We start from the raw sequence: 25506 nt of genomic DNA, 5'->3' as shown, positions 1-25506 counted from the left end.
CGCGTCGTTGATGATAGGTGCCGTTCCCTTCCCGAAAAGAGACGCTAAGAATCCCGCCGATGGCACGCCCCTCCAGATTGATAATTGTTGGCGGGGCGAGCGGCGCGGTGATCGCCGCCGCACTGGGCTGGCTGTGGATCGAGCGTATGCCGATCGCGCAAAGCTATATCGACGATGCGCTCAGGGCGAAGAACGTGCCCGCCAGCTATCGCATCACGCAGATCGGCTTCCGCACCCAGCGGATCGAAAATATCCGCATCGGCGATCCGAAGAACCCCGATCTCGTCGCCGACTGGGCCGAGATCGCGATCGGCATGGGGCTGACGGGTCCGTATGTCCGCGCGGTCGATGCGGCCGGCGTGCGGCTGAAGGGGCGGATCGTCGGCGGCAAATTGTCGCTGGGCGCTATCGATCGGCTGCTGCCGACGACGGCCAGCGACGAGCCTTTTGCGTTGCCCGATATCGCACTTGCCGCGCGCGACATGCGCTTCGATCTCGATACGCCGGCGGGCGCGCTCGGCCTGCGGCTGACGGGCGGCGGCGGGCTGAAGGACGGGTTCAAGGGCATTGCGCAACTGGCCTCGAACAAGCTCGCCGCGGGCGGTTGCGCGGTCGACGGCGCTCAGGCGAAGCTGCGGATCGCGGTGACGAACGGCAAGCCGCGAATCGACGGGCCGCTATCCGCGACGCGAATCGACTGCGGTGCGCAGGGGCGGCTGACCGCGCCGTTGATCGATTTCGACATCACCGGCGATGCGGATCTCGCGCGCTGGCGCGGTGCGGCGGTGGTGCAGCGCGGGGCGGTTGCGGCCGGCGACGCACGGGCGGCGCGGATTGGCGGACGCATCACGATCGACGCGACGATGAAGGAGGTGCGCGGCGGCGGCACCCTCTTCGCTGATGGCGCGACCGCGGCCGGGTTCAGCGCGGCGCGGGCCGGCTTCGAAGGCGATTATCGCTATGCCATCGGCAGCAGCAGAGCGTCGCTGACGGGCGAAGTCGCGCTGACCGAGGCGAGTGTCGATGGAGGCCGGATCGATCAGGTCCGCGCGATGCTCGCATCGACCGATTCGACGCCGATCGGCCCCGTTGCCCAGGCATGGGGCAGGGCGGTCGCGGCGGCGGCGCGCGGCGTGGACGCGCGCGCCAGCCTGTCGGTGAACGCCGATTCGCGCGGTGTGGAGGCGCGGATCGACCGGCTCGATGCCGATGCCGAAAGCGGCGCGCGCCTGCTCGTCCGTGCCGAACGGGCGGAGGGGCTGGGCTGGCGCTCCGGGGGATCGGGCGCATCGGTGAACGCCAGTATCGAATTGGGAGGCGGCGGCCTGCCCGATGTGCGCGCCAGCCTGCGTCAGGCGGTGCCGGGCGGCCCCGTCGGCGGATCGGCGACGATCGCGCCCTATCGCGCCGACAATGCCCGCGCGGCCTTCGATCCGGTCAGCTTCGGCCCCGCGCGCGGCGGCGGCACCGCGATTTCGACGCGCGCGCATCTCGATGGTCCGCTGGCCGACGGGCGGATCCAGGGGCTCGACGTGCCGATCAACGTCGCGATCGATCGGCGCGGCGGCTTCACCGTCAACCGGGAGTGCGCGACGCTCGGCTTCACCCTGTTGGAGGCGGCGGGGACGCGAATCGGCAAATCGCGCCTGCCGGTCTGCCCGGTCGGCGGCGCGATGGTCGGTCGAACGGCGGGCGGGGCGCTTTATGGCGGCGCTGCGATCACGGCGCCCCGTCTGCGCGGCGCGATCGGCGATCAGCCGCTGGCGATGGAGGCGCGCCGCCTGTCGGTTTCGGTCGGCAAGCCCGGCTTCGCGCTCGATGCCCTGCGGGTGCGTTTGGGCACGGGCGAATCGCCAACGCGGCTCGATGCGGAGACAATCGCGGGCCGGATCGACAATCAGGGGATCGGCGGCACTTTCGCGGGCACCAGCGGACAGATCGGCGTGGTGCCGCTATTGTTGAGCGGTGCTGCGGGCGACTGGACGCTGCGCGGCGGCATCCTCGACCTGAAGGGCGCGCTGGCGATCGACGATGCGCAGACCGCCTCGCCGCGCTTCCACACGCTGCGCATGCCCGACGCGAAGCTCACGCTCCACGGCGGCTATATCACGGCGGACGGCACGCTGGCCGAGCCGGCGACGGGCAAGTCGGTCGCACATGTCGAGATCCGCCATTCGCTGCAGAGCGGGCGCGGCGACGCGAATCTCGACGTCGGCGGCCTGCGCTTCGGCAAGGGGTTCCAGCCCGAACGGATCACGCCGCTGACCGTCGGCATCATCGCCAATGTCGAAGGCGAGATTGCGGGGCAGGGGCGCATCGTGTGGGCGGGCGGCAACGTCACCAGTTCGGGCGTGTTCAAGACCGAGAGCATGAATTTCGCCGCCGCCTTCGGCCCCGTCACCGGGCTGAGCGGCACGATCCATTTCACCGATCTGCTCGCGATGATCACGGCGCCGGGGCAGGAGGTTCGGATCGCGGAGATCAATCCGGGCATCGCGGTGAATGACGGCGTGATCCGCTATCATCTCGACGCGGGGCAGGTGGTCACGATCGAGGACGGTCACTGGCCGTTTGCGGGCGGCACGCTCACGCTCGAGCCGACCGAGATGGACTTCGGCCGCCCGGTCGAGCGGCGGATGCTGTTCCGGATCGACGGGCTCGATGCGGGCGTGTTCCTGCAGCAGCTTGAGTTCAAGAATCTCGACGTCACCGGCAAGTTCGACGGTGTGCTGCCGATCGTCTTCAGCAACGAAGGCGGCCGGATCGAAGGCGGCGAGCTGAAGGTGCGGCCCGAAGGCGGCACGCTCTCTTACGTCGGCGACGTCACCAATGCGGCGCTCGGCCCGATGGCGCGGATCGCGTTCGATGCGCTCAAATCGATGCGCTACAACCGGCTTGCGATCGACCTGAATGGCTCGCTGGATGGCGAGGTGGTCAGCAAGGTCCGTTTCGACGGCACGCAGAATCTGGAGAAGAAGGCGGAAAAGCCGAAAGGTCTGCTTGCCCGCTTCATCGCGCCGATCACGCGGCTGCCCTTCCGTTTCAACATCACGATCACCGCGCCATTCCGCGGCCTCGTCAATTCGGCGCAGACCTTCGTCGATCCGGCGTCGGCGCTGCGCAATGTCGAGATTCGGCCGGAAGCGCCGCCGCCCCCCAATCCGTTGCCGGACAAGCCCGTGGCTTCCGCTCCGGCCCCCATTCAGCCCCAGTAAAGCGAGGTCGTGCGATGAACGACATCAGATTGACGATGAAACGATGCGATGCGAGCCTGATGCCATGAAGAGGACGATCCTTTCGATGGCGATGCTCGCGCCGCTCGGCGGTTGCATCAACGTGACGGCGCCCGAAAAGCCGATCGAGATCAACCTCAACGTCAATGTGAAGCAGGAGGTGGTCGTCAAACTCCAGAAGGACGCAGACGACTTCATCGCCAATAATCCGGAGCTGTTTCCGCAATGAAGACGGTATCGAAGATTGTCGTGGGGCTGATGGTGGCGGGAATCGCGCTATCGCCTGTGCTCGCCGCCGAACCGGTGGTCGAAGCCGCGCTCTCGTCGGGCGCGATCGGCGAACAGTGGGATGGCTATCTGGGCTTCGTGAAGGCGCCGTCGCCCGATCTGAAGGCCGCGGTGGACGCGATCAACATCAAGCGGCGCGCGGGCTATACCAGCATCGCCGCGCAGCGGAACGTCACGGTCGATCAGTTCGCCCAGACCACCGCTTGCTCCACGCTGCGCGCCGTGAAGCCGGGCCAGGCCTATAAGCTGCAGGACGGCGCATGGCGCACCCGCGGCGGCGAAAATGTTGCACCCGATTATTGCGGGTAAGGTTTTTGTTTTAACCCCTCTTCGCACGCCCATCGGAACGGGATTTCGATGGGCGTGTCCGATGTTGCGCAGGGGGCGTTCGCCCGCGCAATAAGCCCGTCCGCGCCTTCGTCTTTGCGGACGATGGGGGCGTCCGTTGCGGTGTACTTTGGGTCGGCGATGCTGAAACCCATTGTGACAATGATTGACTCACCCCCACCCCCTTCCTAAAGGGGCCTCGCCTTGGCGGGGTTGCTCGTCGGCATGGGCGAAACCGTACAAGGGTTAAGGCCATGACGCAGAACGATCCCGGGCAGGACCCAGCCAGCGGAGGGGACGATCGCCTGGCATCGCTCGATGAGCGGTTGCAGGCGGCGCGTGACGCTGAAACGGTCAGGACGGCGCCGCAGCATAGGAAGCCCGAAAAGGGTTATTCCCAAGGCAATCGCGTGCTTTCCGAACTGATCGCGGGTCCGGCTGGTGGTGCATTGTTGGGCTGGCTGTTCGACCGCTGGCTTGGCACGGCCCCGTGGCTCCTATTGGGGATGATGGTCCTTGGGATCGTGATCGCCTTCAGGAACATCATTCGGATTTCCAACGAGCGCCCGGAATAGCTTCCGGACGCTTTTGGCATAGACAGGGGTAGAGCGAGCGTGGCAGCCGAATCCGGCAGGATCGATCCGATGCACCAGTTCCAGATCGAACCGATGTTCGGTCAGGGGTGGGAGATCGCCGGCCATAATATCGCCTTCACCAATTCCGCGCTGTGGATGGTGCTGACGCTGGTCGCCTTCTGGCTGTTCATGCTGGGCGGGATGAAGCGCGAACTGATCCCCGGCCGCTGGCAGGTGATGGTCGAAGGCGCGGTGAGCTTCATCGGCGATCTGATGAAGGCGAACATCGGGCCGGAAGGCAAGAAGTTCACGCCCTACGTCTTCTCGCTGTTCATGTTCATCCTGATCGCGAACCTGATGGGCATGCTGCCGGTCGGCTTCGGCGGGGTGCATCCATTCACGATCACCAGCCACCTGACCGTCACCGGCGTTCTGGCAGTGCTCAGCTTCGCGATCGTGCTGATCGTCGGCTTCGCGCGGCATGGCTTCCATTTCTTCTCGCTGTTCATTCCGCACGGCACGCCTGGCTACATGGTGCCGCTGATCTTCGTGATCGAGCTGTTCTCCTTCATGATCCGTCCCTTCTCGCTGGGTCTGCGACTGTTCGTCGCGATGACCGCGGGCCACATCCTGATGAAGGTGCTGGCGGGCTTCGTGATCAACGGGATGAACGCCGGCGCCGGCATCGCCGCGATCGTCAGCCTGCCCAGCCTGATCCTGATGGTCGGCATCAGCGTGCTGGAACTGCTGGTGTGCGCGATCCAGGCCTATGTGTTCGCGCTGCTCACGTCGCTCTATCTGAACGACGCGGTCAACCTGCACTGATTTTTAGCCCACCCATTCAACGGTTTAACTAGGGAGTTTATCATGGATCCTGTTGCAGCCAAGTATATCGGCGCTGGTCTCGCTGCCGTCGGTCTCGGCCTCGCCGCGCTCGGCGTGGGCAACGTGTTCGCGCAGTTCCTGTCGTCGGCGCTCCGCAATCCTTCGGCCGCTGACAGCCAGCAGGGCCGTCTCTTCATCGGCTTCGCCGCTGCCGAACTTCTCGGCCTGCTGGCGTTCGTCGTCGCGATGATCCTGCTGTTCGTCGCCTAACAGACTGAATCGGGGCCGGGCATTTGCGTCCGGCCCCGTCGATATTGCCCTGACTAGGGATTCTTCGATGCCTCAGATCGCACAAATCGCAGCGACCTATGCTTCGCAGATCTTCTGGCTGCTGATCACTTTCGGCCTGATCTATTTCGTGATCGGGCGGGGAATGATGCCGAAGATCGAGGCGACCGTCGATGCGCGCGAGCGCAAGATCGCCGACGACCTCGCCGCCGCCCAGGCAGCCCATGCCCGCGCCGACGAACTCGAAGCGGCGCATCGGGCGAAGATGGAGGAGGCGAAGGCCACCGTGCTCGCCGCCACCAACGAGGCGAAGAAGCTCGCCACGCAGGAAACCGAAAAGAGCGTGAAGGCGGCTGACGCCGTGCTCGCCGAAAAGGCGATCGCAGCCCAGGCTTCACTGAACGCGGCCAAGACCGAAGCACTCGGTTCGGTCGAGACCGTTGCCGCGGAAGCGGCGCAGGATCTCGTCGCCAAGGTTGCCGGTCTCACCATCGATGCGTCGGACGCCAAGAAGGCTGTCGGCGCCGTGATGGCGGCGTGAGGGAGATCTAGACGATGGCTCACACCGCGCATACCGCAACCACCGAGGCGCCCGGCGCCGAGGAACATCACGTCGATCCCACCGCGCTGGGCCTGAACGCCACGGCGTGGGTGTCGATCGCGATGCTGATCGTCATCCTGATCATGCTGTGGAAGAAGGTGCCCGCCGTGATCGGCAAGGCGCTCGATTCCAAGATCGCCGCGATCCGCGCCCAGCTCGACGAAGCGACGCAGCTTCGCGCCGACGCCGAAAAGCTGAAGGCCGAATATGAGGCCAAGCAGAAGGCGGTCGAAGGCGAAACCGCCGACATGCTCGCCCATGCCAAGGCCGAAGCCGAGGCGATCGTCGCGCAGGCCCGCGTCGATGCGGCCACGCTGATCGAGCGTCGCGGCAAGATGGCCGAGGACAAGATCGCCGCCGCCGAGCGCGCAGCGATCGCCGAGGTCCGCACCCGCGCGGCCGATGCCGCCGCGGCTGCCGCCGCCAAGCTGATCGCCGAACGCCACGATGCGGGTTCGGACAAGGCGCTTGTCGACAAGGCGATCGGATCGCTGGGCCTTTCCGGCCGCGCCTGATCGGTCTCGATAGAGTAGAAGAAGGCCCGGGGAGTGATCCTCGGGCCTTTTCGTATCTGCTCGTCATTGCGAGGAGCCGAAGGCGACGAAGCAATCCAAGCCCGCATAAGAGATGGTCGCGAGCTTCTCTGGTGCGGGCCTGGATTGCTTCGCTATGCTCGCAATGACGAGTTTTGGGGGATGACCGAATGAGCCTGACGATCGCGACCGATACCGACCTTGCCGAAGTCGTGGCGCTGGCGAACCTCGCCTATCGCGGCGGCGATCATGCGGGCTGGACGCGTGAGGACTATATCGGCGGCGATCGGACGACCGTGGACGAACTGCGCGCCGATATCGCCGCCAAGCCCGAGGCGCGGCTCATGCTGCTGCGCGACGGCGGCACATTGCTCGGCACCGTGTGGATCGAGCCGGCGGGTGAGGGGGCCTGGTATCTCGGCCTGCTGACCGTGCGGCCCGATCTGCAGGCGGGCGGCATCGGCCGCCGGTTACTGGAGGGCGCCGAGGATGCGGCACGCGCGCTGGGCGGTAGGACAATGCGGATGACGGTGGTCCACATCCGCGACACGCTGATCGCCTGGTATCAGCGGCGCGGCTATGCGCTGACGGGCGAAACCTTGCCCTTTCCCTATGGCGATCCGCCGCGGGACGACCTCAGCTTCGTGGTGCTGGAGAAGGCGCTGATCTGATCCTCCCCCGCCAGGGGGAGGTGGCGCTGAAAGCGACGGAGGGGGAGGACGACGACCAACTTGAGTTAGCCGCGTCCTCCCCCTCCGTCAGCTGCGCTGACACCTCCCCCTGGCGGGGGAGGATTGATTTGTCAGCCCATCGGCCAACGCTGGCGGCGCGCTTTCGCGGCGTTCAGCATGGCGGTGTAGGCATATTGATCGATCGGCGTCAGGAACTCGGCGCCGATCCGGCCGCCCAGCGACCAGACCACCTTCGCGGGCACATCGCCCAGGCGCGGAAGCTGCAGCTTCACGATCGAACCCTTTTCGGTCGATCCATATTCGCGGACCATGAAGCCCAGCGGGGAAACGTTGACCAGCAGCACGTCCGCCGCGCGATTCTGCGCGTCGATCATGCGGGTCGGGAGAGCCACCTCGTCACGGGGCGCGCGACGCAGTTCGGCGGGGTCGGCGGCTGGCGTCTGCATCGGCTTCGGCAAGGGCTGGGTCATTCGGGTCATGTCCTTGTGTTAAGGACAGAATCCTTTCGCCGACTTACCAAATGGTAAATCGTTACGCTTAAAACCTACCTAACATCATCTTTTGCGGCCGGCCGTTGGCCAAAGGTCGTAAACCGGTGTCAGTGGCGGAGATCCGCCGGCGTCGTCGGCTCCGATATAATGGCCTCCATCCGCTTCCACCGCGCCTTTCCGGCGCGATTCAGGCTGGCGGCGACCATATCCTGCCCCAGGCCGTAGTTAATGACGTAGCTACGGTAAGAATCGGTGAAGCTGAGGCTCTGTTTGGCCCGTTCGGGGCTGAGCAACTGGTAATTCTGAATCAGGTCGATCGCCTTCGCGCGGTCGATCTTTCCGTCCAGATACATTTCCGCGATCGTCAGCCGCGCGCCCGTCAGCTTGTGGAGCAGGCCCAGCAGCCGATCATAAGGCGCGGCGCTGGCCGGATCGAGGCCGGCGAGCGGATAGAGCTTCGCTGCTTCGAACGCGGCCTTCTGCGCGCCGGGGAAGGCGAGATCGATCCCCGCATTGGCCGATCCTTCGGCGATGAAGCTTTGCGGCGAATAGAGCGGATAGACGGTAAACTCGGTCCAGCCCTTGGCCAGTGCCAGCTTGCGCTCCAGCAGCATGTTGAGCGCGTGATGCCCCGGATAGCCCTCATGGCACCCCAGATCGATCGCGCGATCGATGCGGACGGGCAGATCGGTGTTGATCTGGATCAGGCTGTGCGCGTCGCCCTTATACCAGTTGTAGCCGCTCCACGGTTTGCCGGTGACGAGTTCGAGGTCGAACCGCTCCTGATCGGGCAACGCGATATGCGCGGCGGTGCGCGCACGACATTCGGCGATCGCGGCGCGCATGACGGGCTCCAGCCGATCGGCGGGCACGACGTAGCGATTCTGGAAGGCGTCGACCCGCTTCCACAGAGGCCCTTCGCCGGGCACCAGCTTCTCGATCTCGGCGATGACCGGATCATAAGCCGACAGCGGCTTGAGTTTCGGGCGCACCGAAAACAGCCCCTTAGCCTCGTCGGCGAAGCTGAACTTGGTGCCGGTGAGCATCGCGAGCCGCGTGGTCGCGGCGTGGACCTGCCCCTTCAGGAAGGTCAGGCGACGGCGATCGTCGGGGGTGAGGCCGGTCGGCTTCACCGCCGCCAGCTTCGCCTCGATCGCCTGCGCGCGGGCGAGCAGTTCGGCGGGCGTACCGGGCTTGGCCTTCGCCTCCTCGGCCCAGATCTTCGGGCCATAATAAGCGTCGACATAGCCGGGCTCGCGTTCGCCCGCTTCCAGGCTCAGGTGGACATAATCGGCCGCCAGCCCGTCGAGCGGGGAGGGCGCGCGCTTGGCGGAAATGCTCAGCGCGGCGACCCCGATCAATGCGAGCAGCCGAACCGCCTTCACAGCGTCAGCACCCCATGCGCCTTCTTGCCCGCCGACAGCTTCACGCCGTCGCCGCTGACGGTCACGACCGCATTCTCGTCCGACACCTTCTCGCCGTCGATGCGCGCGCCGCCGCCCTTGATCAGGCGCTTGGCCTCGCCCTTCGATGCGACGAGGCCGAGGTTGACGAGCGCGTCGAGGATGCCGATCGATCCGCCTGGCACCGCGAAGGCCGGCAGGTCGCCGCCCGCCGAACCTTCCTCGAAGGTGCGACGCGCGGTCTCGGCCGCCGCAGCCGCCGCTTCGGCGCCACGGCACATCGCGGTCGCTTCGTTGGCGAGGACGATCTTGGCCTGGTTGATCTCCTGCCCGCCCAGGGCCTCGAGCCGCACGATCTCGTCGAGCGGAAGGTCGGTGAACAGGCGCAGGAAGCGGCCGACATCCTTGTCGTGCGTGTTCCGCCAGAACTGCCAGTAATCATAAGCGGGCAGGGCATCTTCGTTCAGCCAGATCGCGCCCGACATCGTCTTGCCCATCTTGCCGCCATCGGCGGTGGTGATGAGCGGCGTGGTGATGCCGTACACCTCGGTCCCATCCATGCGGCGGGCGAGTTCGATGCCGTTGACGATATTGCCCCACTGATCGGAGCCGCCCATCTGCAGCCGCACGCCCGAACGGCGCGACAGCTCCATGAAGTCGTACGCCTGCAGGATCATGTAGTTGAACTCGAGGAAGCTCAGCGATTGCTCGCGATCGAGCCGCAGCTTCACCGAATCGAAGCTCAGCATCCGGTTGATCGAGAAATGCTGCCCCACTTCGCGCAGGAAGGGGATGTACTCCAGCTTGTCGAGCCAGTCGGCATTGTCGACCATCACCGCGTCGGTGGGGCCGTCGCCGAAGGTCAGGAAGCGTTCGAAGATGCGCTTGATCGACGCGACATTGCTCGCGATCAGATCGGTGGTCAGCAGCTTGCGCGCCTCGTCCTTGAAGCTGGGATCGCCGATCTTGCCTGTGCCGCCGCCCATCAGGACGATCGGCTTGTGCCCCGCCTGCTGCAGCCGCCGCAGCAGCATGATCTGCACGAGGCTACCGACGTGCAGCGAGGGCGCGGTCGGATCGAAGCCGATATAGCCGGGGACGATCCCCTTGGCCGCGAGCGCATCGAGCGCGCTGGCGTCGGTCACCTGATGGATATAGCCTCGCGCGTCCAGAAGGCGCAGCAGATCGGATTTATGTTCGGTCATAGCGCGCGGGCGATTAGCATGGGGTTCGACGATTGAGTAGGGTGCTGGCGAAACGGGCGTTGATCGCGCATCCGGCGTGCGAGGCGCCCGACATCACCGTCGGCGCCAAGGCGACCCTGATGGGCCGCGACGTGCTGAAGATCGAATATGTGATCATCGGCCGGATCGCCCAGTTGCGCCTGCCGCCGCCTGGCGAGCCGGCACGCGCCGACGGCCTGTGGCAGCATAGCTGTTTCGAAGCGTTCGTGGGGCTGGGCGAGGGCTATGCCGAGTTCAACTTCGCGCCGTCGCGCTGCTGGGCCGCCTATCGGTTCGATCGCTATCGCGAGGGGATGGCGATGATGCTGCGCCAGCCCGCGCCCGACATCTTCGTGGACAATGAAGGCAGCCGCTTCGTCCAGGCGGTGTTCGTCGATTGCGCGGCGCTCAGCGGCGACTGGCGGCGGATCGGCCTGTCGGCGGTGATCGAGGATGTGGAGGGGCGCAAATCCTATTGGGCGCTCGCGCATCCGCCGGGCAAGCCCGACTTCCACGATGCCGCTTGCTTCGCGATCGAACTCCCGGCACCCAGCCTCCCATGATTTCTGGCCCCATGAACTTCGGTATCGACCGGCTCCTCGCCGACCCCACGCTCCGCAAACCCCTCGAAGGCAAGCGTGTCGCCCTGCTCGCGCATCCCGCTTCGGTGACGGCGGATCTGACGCACAGCCTCGACGCGCTGGTGGCGAGCGGGCTCAACGTCTCGGCGGTGTTCGGGCCGCAGCATGGCGTGCGCGGCGACCTGCAGGACAATATGATGGAGTCGCCCGACTTCACCGACCCGACCTACGGCATGCCGGTGTTCAGCCTCTATGGCGAGGTGCGCCGCCCGACCGGCCAGTCGATGAACACGTTCGATGTGATGCTGGTCGATCTGCAGGATGTCGGCTGCCGCATCTACACCTTCGTCACGACGCTCCTCTACGTCCTCGAAGCCGCCGCGATGCACGGCAAGAGCGTGTGGGTGCTCGATCGCCCCAATCCCGCGGGCCGCCCGGTCGAGGGGCTGACCCTGCGTCCGGGTTGGGAGAGTTTCGTCGGGGCGGGGCCGATGCCGATGCGCCACGGCATGACGCTGGGCGAGATGGGGCATTGGTTCATCCGCCACTTCAAGCTGGACGTCGATTATCGCGTGATCGCAATGGAGGGCTGGGCGCCCGAGGCCGCGGGCTTCGGTTGGCCGGTCGATCGCCCCTGGATCAATCCCAGTCCCAATGCCGCCAACGTCAATATGGCGCGGGCCTATGCGGGCACGGTGATGCTGGAGGGGACCAACCTGTCCGAAGCGCGCGGCACCACGCGCCCGCTGGAAATGTTCGGCGCGCCCGATCTCGATGCCCGCGCGATCATCGCCGAAATGCGCCGGATCGCGCCGCACTGGCTGGAAGGCTGCACGCTGCGCGATGTCTGGTTTCAGCCGACTTTTCACAAGCATGTCGGGCAATTGTGCGCGGGCGTGTTCATCCATGCCGAGGGCGCGGCTTATGATCACGCGGCCTTCCGCCCGTGGCGGCTCCAGACGCTGGCGTTCAAGGCGATCCGGTCGCTCCACCCCGGTTATGATCTGTGGCGCGATTTCCCGTACGAATATGTGTTCGACAAGCTCGCGATCGACGTGATCAACGGCGGCCCCGCGCTGCGCGAATGGGTCGACGATGCGGGTGCGGAGCCGGGCGATCTCGACGCGCTGACCATTCCCGACGAACAGGCGTGGATCGAGGAACGGCGCGGGCACCTGCTCTACTGACCAAAATTCTCGTCATTGCGAGCGTAGCGAAGCAATCCAGGCCCGCATGAGAGAGGCTCGCGACTAACTCTAGTACGGGCCTGGATTGCCGCGTCGCCTACGGCTCCTCGCAATGACGAAGAAGGGGTGTAAGGACTTTACAACTCTACACCCCTAACCCCGCCCAAATTTTCATCGCTACGCCTTTTTCGCCGCAGCGCACATGCATCGGCGGGCGCTCTCCCGTTATCGGCCCTCGCAGTTCTTAAGCGTCCACGAGGATCCGATGACCTATCAAGACAAGATCGCGCACCACGCCCAGCTCATCAGCGGCTTCAACGGCACCTGGGATGGGATCAGCGCCGAATCGGTCGCGCGGATGCAGCTGCAGAACCGGTTCAAGACCGGCCTCGACATCGCCCGCTACACCGCGAAGATCATGCGCGAGGATATGGCGGCCTATGATCTGAACCCGGCCGACTACACCCAGTCGCTCGGTTGCTGGCACGGCTTCATCGGTCAGCAGAAGCTGATCAGCATCAAGAAGCATTTCGGCACCACCAAGCGCCGTTACCTCTATCTGTCGGGCTGGATGGTCGCAGCACTCCGTTCGGACTTCGGCCCGCTGCCCGATCAGTCGATGCATGAGAAGACCAGCGTTCCCGCGCTGATCGAGGAGCTTTACACCTTCCTCAAGCAGGCCGACGCCCGCGAACTCGGCGGCATGTTCCGCGAACTCGACAAGGCACGTGAGACCGGCAACGAGGTCGAGGCGCAGCGCCTGATTCACGCGATCGACAATTACGAGACGCACGTCGTGCCGATCATCGCGGATATCGACGCGGGCTTCGGCAATGCCGAGGCGACCTATCTTCTCGCCAAGAAGATGATCGAGGCGGGCGCCTGCGCGCTCCAGATCGAAAATCAGGTGTCCGACGAAAAGCAGTGCGGCCACCAGGACGGCAAGGTCACCGTGCCGCATGAGGACTTCCTCGCGAAGGTCCGCGCCTGCCGTTACGCCTTCCTCGAAATGGGTGTCGAGGACGGCATCATCGTCACGCGCACCGACTCGCTGGGCGCCGGCCTCACCAAGCAGATCGCCGTCAGCAATGCGCCGGGCGACATTGGCGACCAGTATAACAGCTTCCTCGATTGCGAAGAGATCGATCCCGCGACCGCGCGCAACGGCGACGTGATCATCAACCGCAACGGCAAGCTGCTGCGCCCGAAGCGCCTGCCGTCGAACCTGTTCCAGTTCCGCGAAGGCACCGGGGCGGATCGCTGCGTGCTCGACTGCATCACCTCGCTCCAGAACGGCGCGGACCTGCTGTGGATCGAGACCGAAAAGCCGCATATCGAGCAGATCGCGTCGATGGTCGATCGCATCCGCGAAGTGATCCCGAACGCCAAGCTGGTCTACAACAACTCGCCGTCGTTCAACTGGACGCTGAACTTCCGCCAGCAGGTGTTCGATGCCTGGGCGCAGGCTGGCAAGGACGTGTCGGCTTATGATCGCGCCAAGCTGATGTCGGTCGACTATGACGCGACCGATCTGGCCGCCGAGGCCGATGAGAAGATCCGCACCTTCCAGAAGGATGCGGCGGCGCGCGCCGGCATCTTCCATCACCTGATCACCCTGCCGACCTATCACACGGCGGCGCTGAGCACCGACAACCTCGCCAAGGAATATTTCGGCGACGCGGGCATGCTCGGCTACGTCAAGGGCGTGCAGCGCAAGGAAATCCGCGAAGGGATCGCCTGCGTGAAGCATCAGAACATGTCGGGCTCCGACATCGGCGACGACCACAAGGAATATTTCGCCGGTGAAGCCGCGCTTAAGGCCGGCGGCGTCCACAACACGATGAACCAGTTTGCGGCGTAAAGCCGCACATGAGTTTCGCGGGCTTAGCCCGCGAATTTCCGGGAGCCTCATGGCCCGGGGGAGCAATCCTCCGGGCCAATTTTTGTCAGTGCCAATTAATCAGTGCTGGTGGCGGAGGATCATCGCGACGCGTTCATTCTTCGCGCGGCCCTCGGCCGTTGCATTGTCACCGATCGGGTCCGCGCCGCCGCGGCTGTGGGCGGTCATGCGGCTCGATGCGATGCCGCCGTCGTGGAGCGCGTTGACCACCCAGTCGGCGCGCGCCTGCCCCAGCTTCAGGTCGGCCGCAGCATCGGCGGTGGCGGCGGTATAGCCGATCACCTCTAGCGAGACTTTGGGATTGGCCTTGAGGATCGCGACGCCGCGTTCGATCCGCACCTTCGATTCCATCGTCGGTTCGATCGACCGCCCGTCAAATTCGCGCCCGCCCAGTTCGAAGCGGCGCTCGGTATCGTCATCGGACGCCAGCCAGTCGACCATGTCGCGGCCTACGCTCCCCTTAGGCGCGGTCAGCACCGATCCGTTGGGCAGCGCCACCACGGCGGAAAGATCGGCGGGCGGTGTCGTTTCCACCGCGGGCGTATCGCTCCACGAATTGATCAGCATCACCAGCGCCACGACCAGCAATAAAGGCAGTGCGAATACGGCAAATCGCGCCATCGGAACCCCCATCCGCAGGCCCGCCGATCGCCCCCGATCGCCGCCTGTCCGCGACAATATGACCCAAAGTCGTCATTGCGAGAAGCCGAAGGCGACGAAGCAATCCAGGCCCGTAGAGGAGGGGTTCGCGACCTTCTCCAGTGCGGGCCTGGATTGCTTCGCTACGCTCGCAATGACGAGTGGGGGGGCGGGAGGCTAGGGCGCCTACTTCTTCCGCCCGAGCGACCGCATCGCGTCGTCGAGGCCGCTCAGCGTCAGCGGGAACATCCGGTTGTCCATCAACTCGCGGATCATCCGGGTCGATTGCGAGGAGGGCCAGTAGCGTTCCTCGACCGGGTTGAGCCACGCCGCCGACGAATAGACGTTGGTCAGCCGCTGGAGCCACAGCGCCCCCGGCTCCTCGTTCATATGTTCGACCGATCCGCCCGCGTGCGAAATCTCATACGGGCTCATCTGCGCGTCGCCCACCAGCACCAGCTTATAATCGTGCCCGAATTTGTGGAGCACGTCCCAGGTAGGCGTCCGCTCGGCGAAGCGGCGGCGATTGTCCTTCCATAGCCCTTCGTAAACGCAATTGTGGAAGTAGAAGAATTCGAGATGCTTGAACTCGGTCGTCGCGGCCGAAAACAGCTCCTCGACCATCTTGATATACGGGTCCATCGATCCGCCGACGTCGAGGAACAGCAGCAGCTTCACCGCATTGCGCCGCTCGGGCCGCATCTGGATATCCAGGAAGCCGCGCCGCGCGGTGCCGTCGATCGTGCCATCGATGTCCAGTTCGTCGGCTGCGCCCTGCCGCGCGAAGCGGCGCAGGCGGCGCAGCGCGACCTTGATGTTGCGCGTGCCCAGCTCGACATCATTGTCGAGATTCTTGAACTCGCGCTTCTCCCACACCTTGATCGCGCGCTTGTGCCGGCTCTCGCCGCCGATGCGTATGCCTTCGGGATTATAGCCCGAATTGCCGAAGGGCGATGTGCCGCCGGTGCCGATCCACTTGTTGCCGCCTTCGTGCCGGCCCTGCTGTTCCTCGAGCCGCTTCTTGAGCGTCTCCATGATCTCGTCCCAGTCGCCCAGCGACTTGATCTCTTCCATCTGCTCCGGCGTCAGGAATTTCTCGGCAACCGCCTTCAGCCAGTCCTCGGGCAGTTCAGCGCCTTCGCCCGCTTCGTCGAGCAAGCCCTTGAAGACCTTGGCGAAGACCCGGTCGAACCGGTCGAGCAGCCCTTCGTCCTTCACATAGGTCGCGCGGGCGAGATAATAGAATTCCTCCGCGCTCCACCCGATCACGTCGCGATCCATCGCCTCGAGCAGCGTCAGATGCTCCTTGAGGCTCGCGGGGATGCCCGCGCTGCGCAATTCGTCGAGGAAGCCGAAGAACATCAGGCGTGCTTACCATCATGGTGGCGCGTCCACCACAGCGCCGCGAGGCTGACGATGGCGGACGCCGACAGATAATAGCCCACGTAGGACAGGCCACCGCGCTCGGCGAGATATTGGGCGACGGCGGGCACCGGCGCGGCGCCCAGGATGCCCGCGATGTTGAAGGTCATCGACGCGCCCGTATAGCGCACGCGCGGCGGGAACAGCGAGGGCAGGAAGGCGCCCAGCGGCCCATAGACGAAGCCCATCATGAACAGGGCCAACGCCAGCCAGAGAAAGATCGGCGTCAGATGCCCGCCCGCGAACAGCGGCCCGAGCAATACGCCGGTCGCAATCGTGCCGATGCAGCCCGCGATCAACACGTAGCGCGGGCTTTTCACGTCGGACCACCAGCCCGCCAGCGCGATGCCACCCGCCATGAACAGGATCGTGGTCAGCTGCACGCCCAGGAACGTCTCCTTGGGAATGCTCAGATTCTTGGTCGCGTAACCCAGCGCAAAGGCGGTCGCGAGATAATAGGTCGCGAAGCACGCGACCGCGGCGAAGGTGCCCGCGATCGTCGGCACCATATGCTCGCGAAACAGTTCGGCGATCGGCACCTTGGCAGGCTCGGCCTCTTCCAGCGCGGCCTTGAACGCCGGCGTTTCGGTCAGCTTCAGCCGCACCCACAGCCCGACGCCGACCAGCACGGCGGAACCGAGGAAGGGCAGGCGCCAGCCCCACGCCATGAACTGCTCCTGCGTCATGGCGACGCCCAGGATCAGGAACAGGCCGTTCGCCGCGATGAAGCCGACGGGCGCGCCCAGCTGCGGGAACATGCCGTATCGCCCGCGCTTGTTCGGCGGCGCATTCTCGACCGCGAGCAGCGCCGCACCGCCCCATTCGCCGCCCAGACCAAAGCCCTGCCCGAAGCGCAGCACCGCGAGCAGGAAGGCGCCCAGCCAGCCGGCGGCCTCATAAGAGGGGAGGAAGGCGATCAGCAAAGTCGATCCGCCCATCACCATCAGCGACGCGACCAATGTGGACTTGCGCCCGATCCGGTCGCCGAAATGGCCGAACGCCCACGCGCCCAGCGGCCGCGACAGGAAGGCGAGGCCGAGCAAGGTGTAGGACCAGATCAGCTGGGTGGAGGGCGCGAAGCCGCCGAAGAAGGTCGGCCCGAACACCAGGCTGGCGGCGGTCGCGAAGATATAGAAGTCGTAGAATTCGACCGACGTGCCCGTCAGGCTCGCCAGCAGGATGCGCCTTGGTGACGGCGGCGCGATGGTGTCGGTCATAATCCCCTCCGGTATGTCGCCGGATTGGCGCGCGGAGGGGCGGGGGTCAAGCTAACGGAACTTCCTTCCGTTAAACCTCTTCCCCCAAAGCTCGTCATTGCGAGGAGCCGGAGGCGACGCGGCAATCCAGGCCCGCACTGGAGATGGTCACGAACCTCTTCTGGTTCGGGCCTGGATTGCTTCCCCCGGATCAAGTTCGGGGTCGCAATGACGAGGAAGGGCTAGGTTTACCGGCAGCGCGCCTCGCCGCGGTCGATCGAGCGGCCGAGCAGGCCGCCGCCCGCTGCACCGATCACAGTGCCCAGCAGCGACGAATTGCCGTTGGTGATGACGTTGCCCAGCACGCCGCCCGCCAGCGCGCCGACGATCAGGCCGGTCGTGCCGTCGTTGCGGCGGCAATAATAGCGGCCATCATCGCCGCGATAGATGCGGTCGTTGCGGGTCAGGCGCCGTTCCTTGTAGCGGCGATCGTCGCGATAATAGCGCGATGCGTCATAATGATCGCGGCCGCCACGACGGTCATAACGGTTCCAGTCGTAATTGCGGCCGTTGCGCCAATCATTGTCCCGGCGGCCATTGTCGCGCCAGTCGCGGCGATCCTGCGCAGCGGCAGAATCGACGGCCACCACAGCGGGGGCGGCGGTGATCACGATCATCGCGGCGAGCACAAACTTACGGATGATTCTTTTTCTCCGTCGGTTGGACGAAGCGAGAACCGTGGAATGTTCACAAGGTTGCATTAAGGAAAAATTACGGCGCGTTCAGCTGTTTGAAAGCTGCGGCTCGCACGCGATGCCCGGTTTTCCGCGTCAAGCGAAACATCTGTGGAAAGAGGAATTTTCCATCTTGCGCCTGCCCGTGGATGCGGCACTATAGATGGTGTTGGCATACAGGGGCTGACGCAAATTGTGGTGGTTCGATCGGGATGGGCGGGGGCCCTCGCGAATCGCTGCAACGAGCCGGAACATGACAGGATTCGTCGATGGACGGGGGTGATATCCCGTCCGGACACCCTATCTATGTCCCACTGCCTCTGCTATGAACGTAACAGGAACAAACCCCGCGAGCGCCTATGCGCTACGGTGTGTGGACGGAGTAAGGGCGGTGGATCTTTCTGGTAGCAGCGAAGTGAGCTCGAACGACGTGGCGACGATGGTGGAAGCAGCGGTGAAGGCCGCCAAGAAGGAAGCGATCGATTCGACCGCGATCCTGCCGCAGCCCTATCCCGTCGAGGTCGATCATGGCCGCGATGCTCTCCTGACCGATTTCGGTAAGGAGACGCTGAAGGATCGCTATCTCCTGCCCGGCGAAAGCTATCAGGATCTCTTCGTCCGCGTGGCGTCGGCCTATGCCGATGATCAGGCGCATGCCCAGCGGCTCTACGACTATATCTCGAAGCTGTGGTTCATGCCGGCCACCCCGGTGCTGTCGAATGGCGGCACGGGCCGGGGCCTGCCGATCAGCTGCTATCTCAACTCGGTCGACGACAGCCTTGAGGGCATCGTCAACACCTGGAACGAGAATGTGTGGCTCGCGGCGCGCGGCGGCGGCATCGGCACCTATTGGGGTTCGGTGCGCGGCATCGGCGAGCCGGTCGGCCTGAACGGCAAGACCAGCGGCATCATTCCCTTCGTCCGCGTGATGGACTCGCTGACGCTCGCGATCTCGCAAGGGTCGCTGCGCCGCGGTTCGGCCGCTTGCTATCTCGACGTCTCGCATCCGGAGATCGAGGAATTCCTCGAAATCCGTAAGCCGTCGGGCGATTTCAACCGCAAGGCGCTCAACCTGCACCACGGCGTGCTGCTGAGCGACGCCTTCATGGAGGCGGTGCGCGACGGGGCGGAATGGGAGCTCAAGAGCCCCAAGGACGGATCGAAGCGCGGTTCGGTCGATGCGCGCGCGCTGTTCCAGAAGCTGGTCGAAACCCGTCTGGCGACCGGCGAGCCGTACATCGTCTTCTCGGACACCGTGAACCGCACGATGCCCAAGCATCACCGCGATCTGGGCCTCAAGGTTTCGACCTCGAACCTGTGCTCGGAAATCACGCTGCCCACCGGGCGCGACCATCTCGGCATGGATCGCACCGCGGTCTGCTGCCTCAGCTCGCTCAACCTCGAAACCTGGGATGAGTGGAACGGCGACAAGCGCTTCATCGAAGACGTGATGCGCTTCCTCGACAACGTCCTGCAGGACTATATCGATCGCGCGCCCGACGAGATGGCCCGCGCCAAGTATAGCGCCAGCCGCGAACGTTCGGTGGGCCTGGGCGTCATGGGCTTCCACAGCTTCCTCCAGGCGCGGGGCCTCGGCTTCGAAGGCGCGATGGCGAAGAGCTGGAATCTCAAGATTTTCAAGCATGTGAACGCCGGCGTTAACGAAGCGTCGATGCTGTTGGCGACCGAGCGTGGCCCGTGCCCCGACGCCGCCGATCAGGGCGTGATGGAGCGTTTCAGCTGCAAGATGGCGATCGCGCCGACCGCGTCGATCAGCATCATCTGCGGCGGCACCTCGGCCTGCATCGAGCCGATCCCGGCGAATATCTACACCCACAAGACGCTGTCGGGCAGCTTCTCGATCAAGAACGTCTATCTGCAGAAGCTGCTCGCCGAAAAGTCGAAGGACAGCGATGCGGTGTGGAGCTCGATCCTCGAACGCGGCGGTTCGGTCCAGCATCTCGATTTCCTGACGCAGGACGAAAAGGACGTGTTCAAGACCAGCTTCGAAATCGACCAGCGCTGGCTGATCGAGCTCGCGGCCGATCGCACGCCCTATATCGATCAGGCGCAGTCGCTGAACCTGTTCATCCCGGCCGACGTGGAAAAGTGGGATCTGCTGATGCTCCACTTCCGCGCATGGGAACTGGGCATCAAGTCGCTCTATTATCTGCGGTCCAAGTCGATCCAGCGCGCGGGCTTCGCCGGCGGCGTCGAGGCCGACAACACGATCGACCTTCGCCAGATCGAGGTCGAGGTGAAGGATTACGACGAATGTCTGGCGTGCCAGTAAAGGCCGGCTGACGTGGACGACCTCAACCTGCCCCTGATCATCGCGGCCGTGACCGCGCTGGTCGGCCTGCTGTGCCTCGGCCTCGCCTTCGCGGCGTACGGCCGGGCGCGCAAGGCCGCCCGCGCGCCGGCGGGCGCGGTGCTGGGGGAGGGTGAGGAAACGCCCGCCCAGCTTCGCGCCTTCGGCGCCCGCAATCTCCTGTCGGCAGCGGTCATGTTCGCGCTCGCCGTCGTCATCATCCTGTTCAGCTGAACGGAAGGCTCACCCCATGTCGCTCCTCTCCGCATCGCGCGCCTACAAGCCCTTCGAATTTCCGTGGGCCTTCGAATATTGGAAGCGCCAGCAGCAGCTCCACTGGCTGCCGGAAGAAGTGCCGCTGGGCGAGGATTGCCGCGATTGGGCGCAGAAGCTCACCGATCATGAGCGCAACCTGCTGACGCAGATCTTCCGCTTCTTCACCCAGGCCGATGTCGAGGTGCAGGATTGCTACCACGACAAATATGGCCGCGTGTTCAAGCCGACCGAGATCAAGATGATGCTGACCGCGTTCAGCAACATGGAAACGGTCCACATCGCGGCCTACAGCCACCTGCTCGACACGATCGGCATGCCCGAGACGGAGTATAGCGCGTTCCTTCAGTATAAGGAGATGCGCGACAAGCACGATTATCTGGCGACCTTCGGCGTCGACAGCGATGAGGATATCGCCCGCACACTCGCCATGTTCGGCGGCTTCACCGAAGGGCTGCAGCTGTTCGCGTCCTTCGCGATGCTGATGAACTTCCCGCGCTTCAACAAGATGAAGGGCATGGGGCAGATCGTCACCTGGTCGATCCGCGACGAGACGCTGCACTGCGAAGGCATCATCCGCCTGTTCCACGCCTTCGTGAAGGAGCGCAACTGCCTGACCCCGGCGGTCAAGGACGACATTCTCGACATGTGCCAGAAGACGGTGCGGATCGAGGACGCGTTCATCGATCTCGTGTTCGAAATGGGCCCGGTCAACGGCATGACGCCCAAGGACATCAAGAAATATGTCCGCTACATCGCCGACTGGCGCCTGGGCCAGCTGGGCCTCAAGCCGATCTACATGATCGAGGAGCATCCGCTCCCCTGGCTCGCCCCGCTGCTCAACGGCGTCGAACACGCCAACTTCTTTGAAACCCGCGCGACCGAATATTCGAAGGCCGCCACCCGCGGCCAGTGGAACGACGTGTGGGACGCCTTCGACAAGCGCAAGGCGGCCAAGGCGGTTCCGGCCGCGAACGAGGACGCGCTCGAGGCGGGCCTGTTCGGGGATGGCGTCGCGGCCGAGTAAATATTTGGACATTCGAGCATGGATCGACAGGTAGTCGACGATATTTTGATCGTTCTTGCTTCTATGAAGCAAAGCATCGATTTGAATATTGTTCGATCAGGCCAGAGTGATGTTCGAAACCGTGTTCGTGCCCTTTACTTGACGCTAGAAGAAATTAGCTTTGATTTCCGTCAGGCTGCATATACTGGAGATGATGATCCTTTAGATGTCCTGTATCAGGAGCTAAGGGATTTAATAGATAGCCCGATATTCCGACAATTCTCTCCTATCCGCTATCATAGCGGTAGGGCGATGAGGGTAAGGCAGACTAGGCTTGACCCTAAATTGGCTGGAGGCACCATTTCTCTAGGAGAGGCCCTTGGATTGCTCCTGCAGTCCATCGAGCGTTTTCTGCCGCAGGCATCGTTTTTCGATAACGCAGACACTTTTTCAGCCAGGCGTATTAAAGCGGTGGTTCCTAGGGAGCAGTATGTTGCTCCCGCGAAATTTGACGTGGTTGATGGCATCCTTCTTGTGGTCAAGCAGCCAGCTTGTCCGCTTGAACAAGATGAGAACAATGTTTTTCAAGCTAAAGAAGAGATAACGTCTAGGGGTGACGAGATAATTCGTCACCTCGAAATGACAAATTGTGACAAGCGCCTGCTTGATAGTATTAAGGATATTCAAGATAAGGTTAATTCGAACTCGGACATTGTCCGGTTAGGGATGGCTAATGTTGGATTTGAGATAATATGTCAGAGATTTGAAAAAGAGCTGCCGGACATTGTGGCGGCTATGCTTAAGTCTCATGCGCTACATATAAATATGTATGTGGCTCAATTCCCTGAGTGGCATCGTTTTGTCACTCAAGCCGCTGAGGCTAAAACCTCTACGGATGATATTGTAAAAATATCAGGTGTTCTTCAAAGAATAATTGAAGAAGTTAATAAAAATACAGAACATGTTAATGAAAATGTTCCTAGAACACTTTTTGCGTTAAATCGTTTGATCGCTAATCCTGCAGAGGCATCTGTGAAGGCTGTTTATGCCGTTTGGCGATCAATTGAGAATATGATCATAAGTGTTTTTAATTACGGAGCGGATTTATTTGAAAAATCTGCTCGGAAAACATCGGATTCTTTATCGACTGCTGTGTCGAAAGTTGCAGTTGCGGCCCTGCTTGCTCTTGCTCTTAGCAGCGCTGCGGGCATGGCCCCCTTAGCGGCGCATTTCCCAGATAGCGCTTGGATAAGCACAGCGATGAATGTCGTAAAAAATCAGCTTCAAAAGCTCGATTGACTGTTCGCGAGTCATTTTTGCTGGCGTCATCGTCTCGCCGCTGCCGACACATCTCCGTCACGGAACGTCCGCATAGCCCGCGCATTCCCGCATTCGGAGTGCTCGCTTGACCCATTTCATCACCCGTCGCGGCCTGCTGGTCGGTGCGGCGGCCGCCACGGCGGCGGCGCCTGCGATCCTCAAGGCGCAGATGCTGTTTCGGGATTATCCCTTCCGGCTGGGCGTCGCGGCGGGGGAGCCGGCGGCGGATGGGTTCGTGATCTGGACGCGGCTCGCGCCTGATCCGCTCGATCGGCACGGCGGGATGCCGATGGCGAAGGTCGATGTCGACTGGGAGGTCGCGGCCGACGAGGGCTTCAAGCAGATCATCCAGAAGGGCACCGCCGCCGCCCGCCCCGAAATCGGCCATTCGGTCCATGTCGAACTGGCTGGCCTCCAGCCCGCGCGGCCCTACTTCTACCGCTTCAGGATCGGGCGCGAGGTCAGCCCGATCGGCCGTGCGAAGACGCTGCCCGCCATTGGCGTGCGCACCGATCGGATGCGCTTCGCGGTCGCGGGCTGTCAGGCGTGGGAGGACGGCCTCTACACCGCTTTTGCCGACATCGCCGATCAGGAGATCGACTTCCTCTACCATTATGGCGACTATATCTACGAAGGCCGCCGCAAGCTGATGAGCAAGCCCGGCCATGACGGTCGATCGATCCCGGTCGTGCGCGATCATTTGGGCGATGAACTCTACAGCCTCGACGATTATCGCCTGCGTTACGCCCAGTACCGGATGGATCCGAACCTGCAGGCCGCGCACCGCGCCGCCGCCTGGTTCGCCACCTTCGACGATCACGAAGTCTCGAACGACTGGGTCAGCGATCACAGCGCGCAGGGCACCCCGCCCGAACTGTTCCTGCTCCGCCGACAGGCCGCGTTTCAGGCCTATTACGAATATATGCCGCTGCGCCGCGCCTCGATCCCGATGGGCGCGTCGATCCAGGCCTATCGCCGCGCGCGCTTCGGCGATCTCGCCGACATCCACCTGCTCGACACTCGCCAGTTCCGCACGTCCCGGCCGTGCGGCGAAAACTTCACGGCGGAATGCGACGCCGTGCGCGATCCGAAGGCGCAGGTGCTGGGATCGGCGCAGGAGGCGTGGCTGACCAGCGAATTGCGGCAGAAGGCCGGCCGCTGGAACGTGCTGGCGCAACAGGTGATGATGATGAACCTCGCGCGCGATCGGGACGGCGTGGCGGGGCCGAAGCCGACGCGCAACTTCGACAGCTGGGCCGGCTATCTCGCCCCGCGCGATCGGCTGCTCCGCAATCTCGACGGCCTCGGCAATGTCGTGGTGCTGACCGGCGACGAGCATCAGAATTTCGCGGGCGAGCTTGCGCCCGGCGACGGCGCGGGCAAGCCCGTCGCGGTCGAGTTCGTCTCCACATCGATCAGTTCGGGCGGATCGGGCAGCGATGCGCGCTACGATCAGGCGCAGGTGATGGCCGCTAACCCGACGCTAAAGTTCAAGCAGGACCAGCGCGGCTATCTGCTGTGCGATGTCGCGCCCGACCTGTGGACCAGCCGCTTCCGCACCGTCGACAAGGTCCACGAACCCGGCGGCGTGGTCAGCACCCGCGCGACCTTCGCGATTGAGCACGGCAATCCGAAGCTGGTTCAGGCCTGATCAGCGCCCGCCGAACAGCAATTTCACATGATCGTGAAGCAGCCGCATCTGCCGCCCGATGATCGCCTTGTCGCCCAGCGCGCGTGACGTGATGATCCCGCCATCGGCGACGACCGTGAAATGGTCGGCCAGCGCGGTCAGATCGGCGGGGATGGCGGGCGGATAAAGTTCGGCGATCTCGGACAGCCAGTCGTGGAAGCGCGTGCGCCATCCGATCGCGGTCTCGCGGATCAGCCGCGTCACCTCGCGATCGAAGAAGCGCTCCTGATAGGTGATCGATGCCGCGAGGCAGCCGGGGTGCAGTTCGGGCAGGTCGTCCATCGTCTCGGCGAACAGGCGGATGAAGATCAGGAAGCTTTGCAGCGGATCGTCCGACAGTGATCGCGCGCGCTCGGTCAGTTGATCGAGGATGCGGTTGTCGCGCTCGCTGAAGCGGGCGACGATCTGCCGCGCCAGATCGTTCTTGTCGTGGAAATGATAGAAGAAGCCGCTCTTGGTGATCCCGGCGGCCTCGACCAGTTCGTCGATCGAAGTCGCGGCAAAGCCTTTGTGCAGGATCGCCTCCTCGGCGATGTCCATGATCCGCTCGCGCGTGCGCACGCCCTTGGACGGCGCGTCGCCGTCCGACTGTACTCCCGGTATGGTTTTGTCGATCACACCTTCGGCCATCGGCCAGTCCCCCGCGCGCCGGACAGTGAAACAGTAACGAATTTAACGGTTTCTATGGCTTGGGCCGAACCGACCCTGCGCCTTCTAGAGCGCGCTCGTCGTCCGGCCTAATTGGTCTGCCATCATCGAATCATCGGG

26 protein-coding genes are annotated in these 25506 nt (G+C 63.8%); 18 read left to right on the top strand and 8 right to left on the bottom strand.

Annotation, left to right across the window (positions count from 1 at the left end):
- Nucleotides 1-59: 59 nt before the first annotated feature.
- From EOD43_RS12350 to EOD43_RS12305, 9 genes are all read left to right on the top strand, one after another.
- Nucleotides 60-3215: an intermembrane phospholipid transport YdbH family protein gene (locus EOD43_RS12350; protein WP_164857220.1), complete on the top strand. Its 3156-nt coding sequence runs from the start codon at nucleotides 60-62 to the stop codon at nucleotides 3213-3215.
- 64 nt (nucleotides 3216-3279) lie between these two features.
- A complete protein-coding gene (locus EOD43_RS12345; RefSeq protein ID WP_127744156.1) occupies nucleotides 3280-3462 on the top strand; it encodes a YnbE family lipoprotein in 183 nt (60 codons plus the stop codon).
- Nucleotides 3459-3830 (top strand): YdbL family probable chaperone protein, encoded by a 372-nt coding sequence (locus tag EOD43_RS12340; protein WP_127744155.1) that lies wholly within the window; start codon nucleotides 3459-3461, stop codon nucleotides 3828-3830. Before EOD43_RS12345 ends, EOD43_RS12340 begins: the two co-directional genes overlap by 4 nt.
- Nucleotides 3831-4102: 272 nt before the next feature.
- Complete coding sequence (locus tag EOD43_RS12330) at nucleotides 4103-4423, top strand: AtpZ/AtpI family protein (protein ID WP_127744153.1); 321 nt, start codon at nucleotides 4103-4105, stop codon at nucleotides 4421-4423.
- Between the two features lie 39 nt (nucleotides 4424-4462).
- Nucleotides 4463-5248: a F0F1 ATP synthase subunit A gene (locus EOD43_RS12325; RefSeq protein WP_127744152.1), complete on the top strand. Its 786-nt coding sequence runs from the start codon at nucleotides 4463-4465 to the stop codon at nucleotides 5246-5248.
- Between the two features lie 42 nt (nucleotides 5249-5290).
- On the top strand, nucleotides 5291-5518 hold the full coding sequence (locus tag EOD43_RS12320; RefSeq protein ID WP_127744151.1) for a F0F1 ATP synthase subunit C: 228 nt from the start codon (nucleotides 5291-5293) through the stop codon (nucleotides 5516-5518).
- A 67-nt stretch (nucleotides 5519-5585) separates the two neighbouring features.
- The gene (locus EOD43_RS12315) at nucleotides 5586-6077 is read left to right on the top strand and encodes a F0F1 ATP synthase subunit B family protein (protein ID WP_127744150.1); all 492 of its coding nucleotides are present in this window, start codon (nucleotides 5586-5588) and stop codon (nucleotides 6075-6077) included.
- A gap of 14 nt (nucleotides 6078-6091) precedes the next feature.
- The gene (locus EOD43_RS12310) at nucleotides 6092-6652 is read left to right on the top strand and encodes a F0F1 ATP synthase subunit B family protein (RefSeq protein ID WP_127744149.1); all 561 of its coding nucleotides are present in this window, start codon (nucleotides 6092-6094) and stop codon (nucleotides 6650-6652) included.
- 188 nt (nucleotides 6653-6840) lie between these two features.
- On the top strand, nucleotides 6841-7341 hold the full coding sequence (locus tag EOD43_RS12305; RefSeq protein WP_127744148.1) for a GNAT family N-acetyltransferase: 501 nt from the start codon (nucleotides 6841-6843) through the stop codon (nucleotides 7339-7341).
- 131 nt (nucleotides 7342-7472) lie between these two features.
- Here the strand turns inward: EOD43_RS12305 and EOD43_RS12300 are convergent, their stop codons facing one another.
- The 3 genes from EOD43_RS12300 to tyrS all read right to left on the bottom strand — a co-directional run bounded on the left by EOD43_RS12300 (nucleotide 7473) and on the right by tyrS (nucleotide 10461).
- The gene (locus EOD43_RS12300) at nucleotides 7473-7832 is read right to left on the bottom strand and encodes a PilZ domain-containing protein (RefSeq protein ID WP_127744147.1); all 360 of its coding nucleotides are present in this window, start codon (nucleotides 7830-7832) and stop codon (nucleotides 7473-7475) included.
- A gap of 128 nt (nucleotides 7833-7960) precedes the next feature.
- Nucleotides 7961-9238 carry a hypothetical protein gene (locus tag EOD43_RS12295; protein ID WP_240653167.1) on the bottom strand — a complete coding sequence of 426 codons (1278 nt, stop codon included), beginning with the start codon at nucleotides 9236-9238 and terminating at the stop codon, nucleotides 7961-7963.
- Entirely contained in the window at nucleotides 9235-10461 is a 1227-nt protein-coding gene (gene tyrS, locus EOD43_RS12290) for a tyrosine--tRNA ligase (RefSeq protein WP_127744146.1), read from the bottom strand. The genes EOD43_RS12295 and tyrS overlap by 4 nt, the downstream gene beginning before the upstream one ends.
- Nucleotides 10462-10502: 41 nt before the next feature.
- On the opposite strand from tyrS, the gene EOD43_RS12285 reads away from it, so the two are divergent.
- The 3 genes from EOD43_RS12285 (at nucleotide 10503) to EOD43_RS12275 (ending at nucleotide 14108) form a co-directional block, all read left to right on the top strand.
- On the top strand, nucleotides 10503-11042 hold the full coding sequence (locus tag EOD43_RS12285) for a DOMON-like domain-containing protein (RefSeq protein WP_164857219.1): 540 nt from the start codon (nucleotides 10503-10505) through the stop codon (nucleotides 11040-11042).
- 11 nt (nucleotides 11043-11053) lie between these two features.
- Nucleotides 11054-12247: an exo-beta-N-acetylmuramidase NamZ family protein gene (locus EOD43_RS12280; protein WP_127744729.1), complete on the top strand. Its 1194-nt coding sequence runs from the start codon at nucleotides 11054-11056 to the stop codon at nucleotides 12245-12247.
- Nucleotides 12248-12512: 265 nt separating this feature from the next.
- The gene (locus tag EOD43_RS12275; RefSeq protein ID WP_127744144.1) at nucleotides 12513-14108 is read left to right on the top strand and encodes an isocitrate lyase; all 1596 of its coding nucleotides are present in this window, start codon (nucleotides 12513-12515) and stop codon (nucleotides 14106-14108) included.
- A gap of 99 nt (nucleotides 14109-14207) precedes the next feature.
- Here EOD43_RS12275 and EOD43_RS12270 read toward each other — a convergent pair whose 3' ends face one another.
- The 4 genes from EOD43_RS12270 to EOD43_RS12255 all read right to left on the bottom strand — a co-directional run bounded on the left by EOD43_RS12270 (nucleotide 14208) and on the right by EOD43_RS12255 (nucleotide 18081).
- Nucleotides 14208-14768, bottom strand: a complete 561-nt coding sequence (locus EOD43_RS12270) for an OmpA family protein (RefSeq protein WP_164857218.1) — start codon at nucleotides 14766-14768, stop codon at nucleotides 14208-14210.
- A gap of 204 nt (nucleotides 14769-14972) precedes the next feature.
- The gene (locus EOD43_RS12265) at nucleotides 14973-16148 is read right to left on the bottom strand and encodes a vWA domain-containing protein (RefSeq protein WP_127744142.1); all 1176 of its coding nucleotides are present in this window, start codon (nucleotides 16146-16148) and stop codon (nucleotides 14973-14975) included.
- A complete protein-coding gene (locus EOD43_RS12260; RefSeq protein WP_127744141.1) occupies nucleotides 16148-17425 on the bottom strand; it encodes an MFS transporter in 1278 nt (425 codons plus the stop codon). Before EOD43_RS12260 ends, EOD43_RS12265 begins: the two co-directional genes overlap by 1 nt.
- 227 nt (nucleotides 17426-17652) lie before the next feature.
- Nucleotides 17653-18081, bottom strand: coding sequence for a glycine zipper 2TM domain-containing protein (locus tag EOD43_RS12255; RefSeq protein WP_240653166.1), 429 nt, complete (start codon nucleotides 18079-18081; stop codon nucleotides 17653-17655).
- Here EOD43_RS12255 and EOD43_RS23670 point away from each other — a divergent pair.
- The 6 genes from EOD43_RS23670 to EOD43_RS12230 all read left to right on the top strand — a co-directional run bounded on the left by EOD43_RS23670 (nucleotide 18068) and on the right by EOD43_RS12230 (nucleotide 24699).
- The gene (locus EOD43_RS23670; protein WP_164857047.1) at nucleotides 18068-18301 is read left to right on the top strand and encodes a hypothetical protein; all 234 of its coding nucleotides are present in this window, start codon (nucleotides 18068-18070) and stop codon (nucleotides 18299-18301) included. The genes EOD43_RS12255 and EOD43_RS23670 overlap by 14 nt on opposite strands.
- A gap of 228 nt (nucleotides 18302-18529) precedes the next feature.
- Nucleotides 18530-20431, top strand: coding sequence for a ribonucleoside-diphosphate reductase subunit alpha (locus EOD43_RS12250; RefSeq protein ID WP_127744139.1), 1902 nt, complete (start codon nucleotides 18530-18532; stop codon nucleotides 20429-20431).
- 12 nt (nucleotides 20432-20443) lie between these two features.
- Nucleotides 20444-20683 (top strand): hypothetical protein, encoded by a 240-nt coding sequence (locus EOD43_RS12245; RefSeq protein ID WP_127744138.1) that lies wholly within the window; start codon nucleotides 20444-20446, stop codon nucleotides 20681-20683.
- Between the two features lie 16 nt (nucleotides 20684-20699).
- Nucleotides 20700-21749 carry a ribonucleotide-diphosphate reductase subunit beta gene (locus EOD43_RS12240; RefSeq protein ID WP_127744137.1) on the top strand — a complete coding sequence of 350 codons (1050 nt, stop codon included), beginning with the start codon at nucleotides 20700-20702 and terminating at the stop codon, nucleotides 21747-21749.
- A gap of 18 nt (nucleotides 21750-21767) precedes the next feature.
- On the top strand, nucleotides 21768-23027 hold the full coding sequence (locus tag EOD43_RS12235) for a hypothetical protein (RefSeq protein ID WP_127744136.1): 1260 nt from the start codon (nucleotides 21768-21770) through the stop codon (nucleotides 23025-23027).
- A gap of 106 nt (nucleotides 23028-23133) precedes the next feature.
- Complete coding sequence (locus EOD43_RS12230; protein WP_240653165.1) at nucleotides 23134-24699, top strand: alkaline phosphatase D family protein; 1566 nt, start codon at nucleotides 23134-23136, stop codon at nucleotides 24697-24699.
- On the opposite strand, the gene EOD43_RS12225 is transcribed toward EOD43_RS12230, so the two are convergent.
- Complete coding sequence (locus EOD43_RS12225) at nucleotides 24700-25368, bottom strand: TetR/AcrR family transcriptional regulator (protein WP_127744135.1); 669 nt, start codon at nucleotides 25366-25368, stop codon at nucleotides 24700-24702.
- Nucleotides 25369-25506: the final 138 nt, after the last annotated feature.

This window comes from Sphingomonas crocodyli (assembly GCF_004005865.1).
GTDB classification, from domain to species: Bacteria; Pseudomonadota; Alphaproteobacteria; order Sphingomonadales; family Sphingomonadaceae; genus Rhizorhabdus; species Rhizorhabdus crocodyli.
The sequence above is the reverse complement of the archived record's forward strand: the minus strand, read 5'-3'. Positions and strand labels throughout refer to the sequence as shown.

Excerpts from the sequence above, each read along its gene's own strand:
- EOD43_RS12350 (WP_164857220.1), top strand. The coding sequence starts at position 60 with ATGGCACGCCCCTCCAGATTGATAATTGTTGGCGGGGCGAGCGGCGCG.
- EOD43_RS12345 (WP_127744156.1), top strand. The coding sequence starts at position 3,280 with ATGAAGAGGACGATCCTTTCGATGGCGATGCTCGCGCCGCTCGGCGGT.
- EOD43_RS12340 (WP_127744155.1), top strand. The coding sequence starts at position 3,459 with ATGAAGACGGTATCGAAGATTGTCGTGGGGCTGATGGTGGCGGGAATC.
- EOD43_RS12330 (WP_127744153.1), top strand. The coding sequence starts at position 4,103 with ATGACGCAGAACGATCCCGGGCAGGACCCAGCCAGCGGAGGGGACGAT.
- EOD43_RS12320 (WP_127744151.1), top strand. The coding sequence starts at position 5,291 with ATGGATCCTGTTGCAGCCAAGTATATCGGCGCTGGTCTCGCTGCCGTC.
- EOD43_RS12315 (WP_127744150.1), top strand. The coding sequence starts at position 5,586 with ATGCCTCAGATCGCACAAATCGCAGCGACCTATGCTTCGCAGATCTTC.
- EOD43_RS12310 (WP_127744149.1), top strand. The coding sequence starts at position 6,092 with ATGGCTCACACCGCGCATACCGCAACCACCGAGGCGCCCGGCGCCGAG.
- EOD43_RS12305 (WP_127744148.1), top strand. The coding sequence starts at position 6,841 with ATGAGCCTGACGATCGCGACCGATACCGACCTTGCCGAAGTCGTGGCG.
- EOD43_RS12300 (WP_127744147.1), bottom strand. The coding sequence starts at position 7,832 with ATGACCCAGCCCTTGCCGAAGCCGATGCAGACGCCAGCCGCCGACCCC.
- tyrS (WP_127744146.1), bottom strand. The coding sequence starts at position 10,461 with ATGACCGAACATAAATCCGATCTGCTGCGCCTTCTGGACGCGCGAGGC.
- EOD43_RS12280 (WP_127744729.1), top strand. The coding sequence starts at position 11,054 with ATGAACTTCGGTATCGACCGGCTCCTCGCCGACCCCACGCTCCGCAAA.
- EOD43_RS12275 (WP_127744144.1), top strand. The coding sequence starts at position 12,513 with ATGACCTATCAAGACAAGATCGCGCACCACGCCCAGCTCATCAGCGGC.
- EOD43_RS12270 (WP_164857218.1), bottom strand. The coding sequence starts at position 14,768 with ATGGCGCGATTTGCCGTATTCGCACTGCCTTTATTGCTGGTCGTGGCG.
- EOD43_RS12265 (WP_127744142.1), bottom strand. The coding sequence starts at position 16,148 with ATGTTCTTCGGCTTCCTCGACGAATTGCGCAGCGCGGGCATCCCCGCG.
- EOD43_RS12260 (WP_127744141.1), bottom strand. The coding sequence starts at position 17,425 with ATGACCGACACCATCGCGCCGCCGTCACCAAGGCGCATCCTGCTGGCG.
- EOD43_RS12255 (WP_240653166.1), bottom strand. The coding sequence starts at position 18,081 with ATGATCGTGATCACCGCCGCCCCCGCTGTGGTGGCCGTCGATTCTGCC.
- EOD43_RS12240 (WP_127744137.1), top strand. The coding sequence starts at position 20,700 with ATGTCGCTCCTCTCCGCATCGCGCGCCTACAAGCCCTTCGAATTTCCG.
- EOD43_RS12235 (WP_127744136.1), top strand. The coding sequence starts at position 21,768 with ATGGATCGACAGGTAGTCGACGATATTTTGATCGTTCTTGCTTCTATG.
- EOD43_RS12225 (WP_127744135.1), bottom strand. The coding sequence starts at position 25,368 with ATGGCCGAAGGTGTGATCGACAAAACCATACCGGGAGTACAGTCGGAC.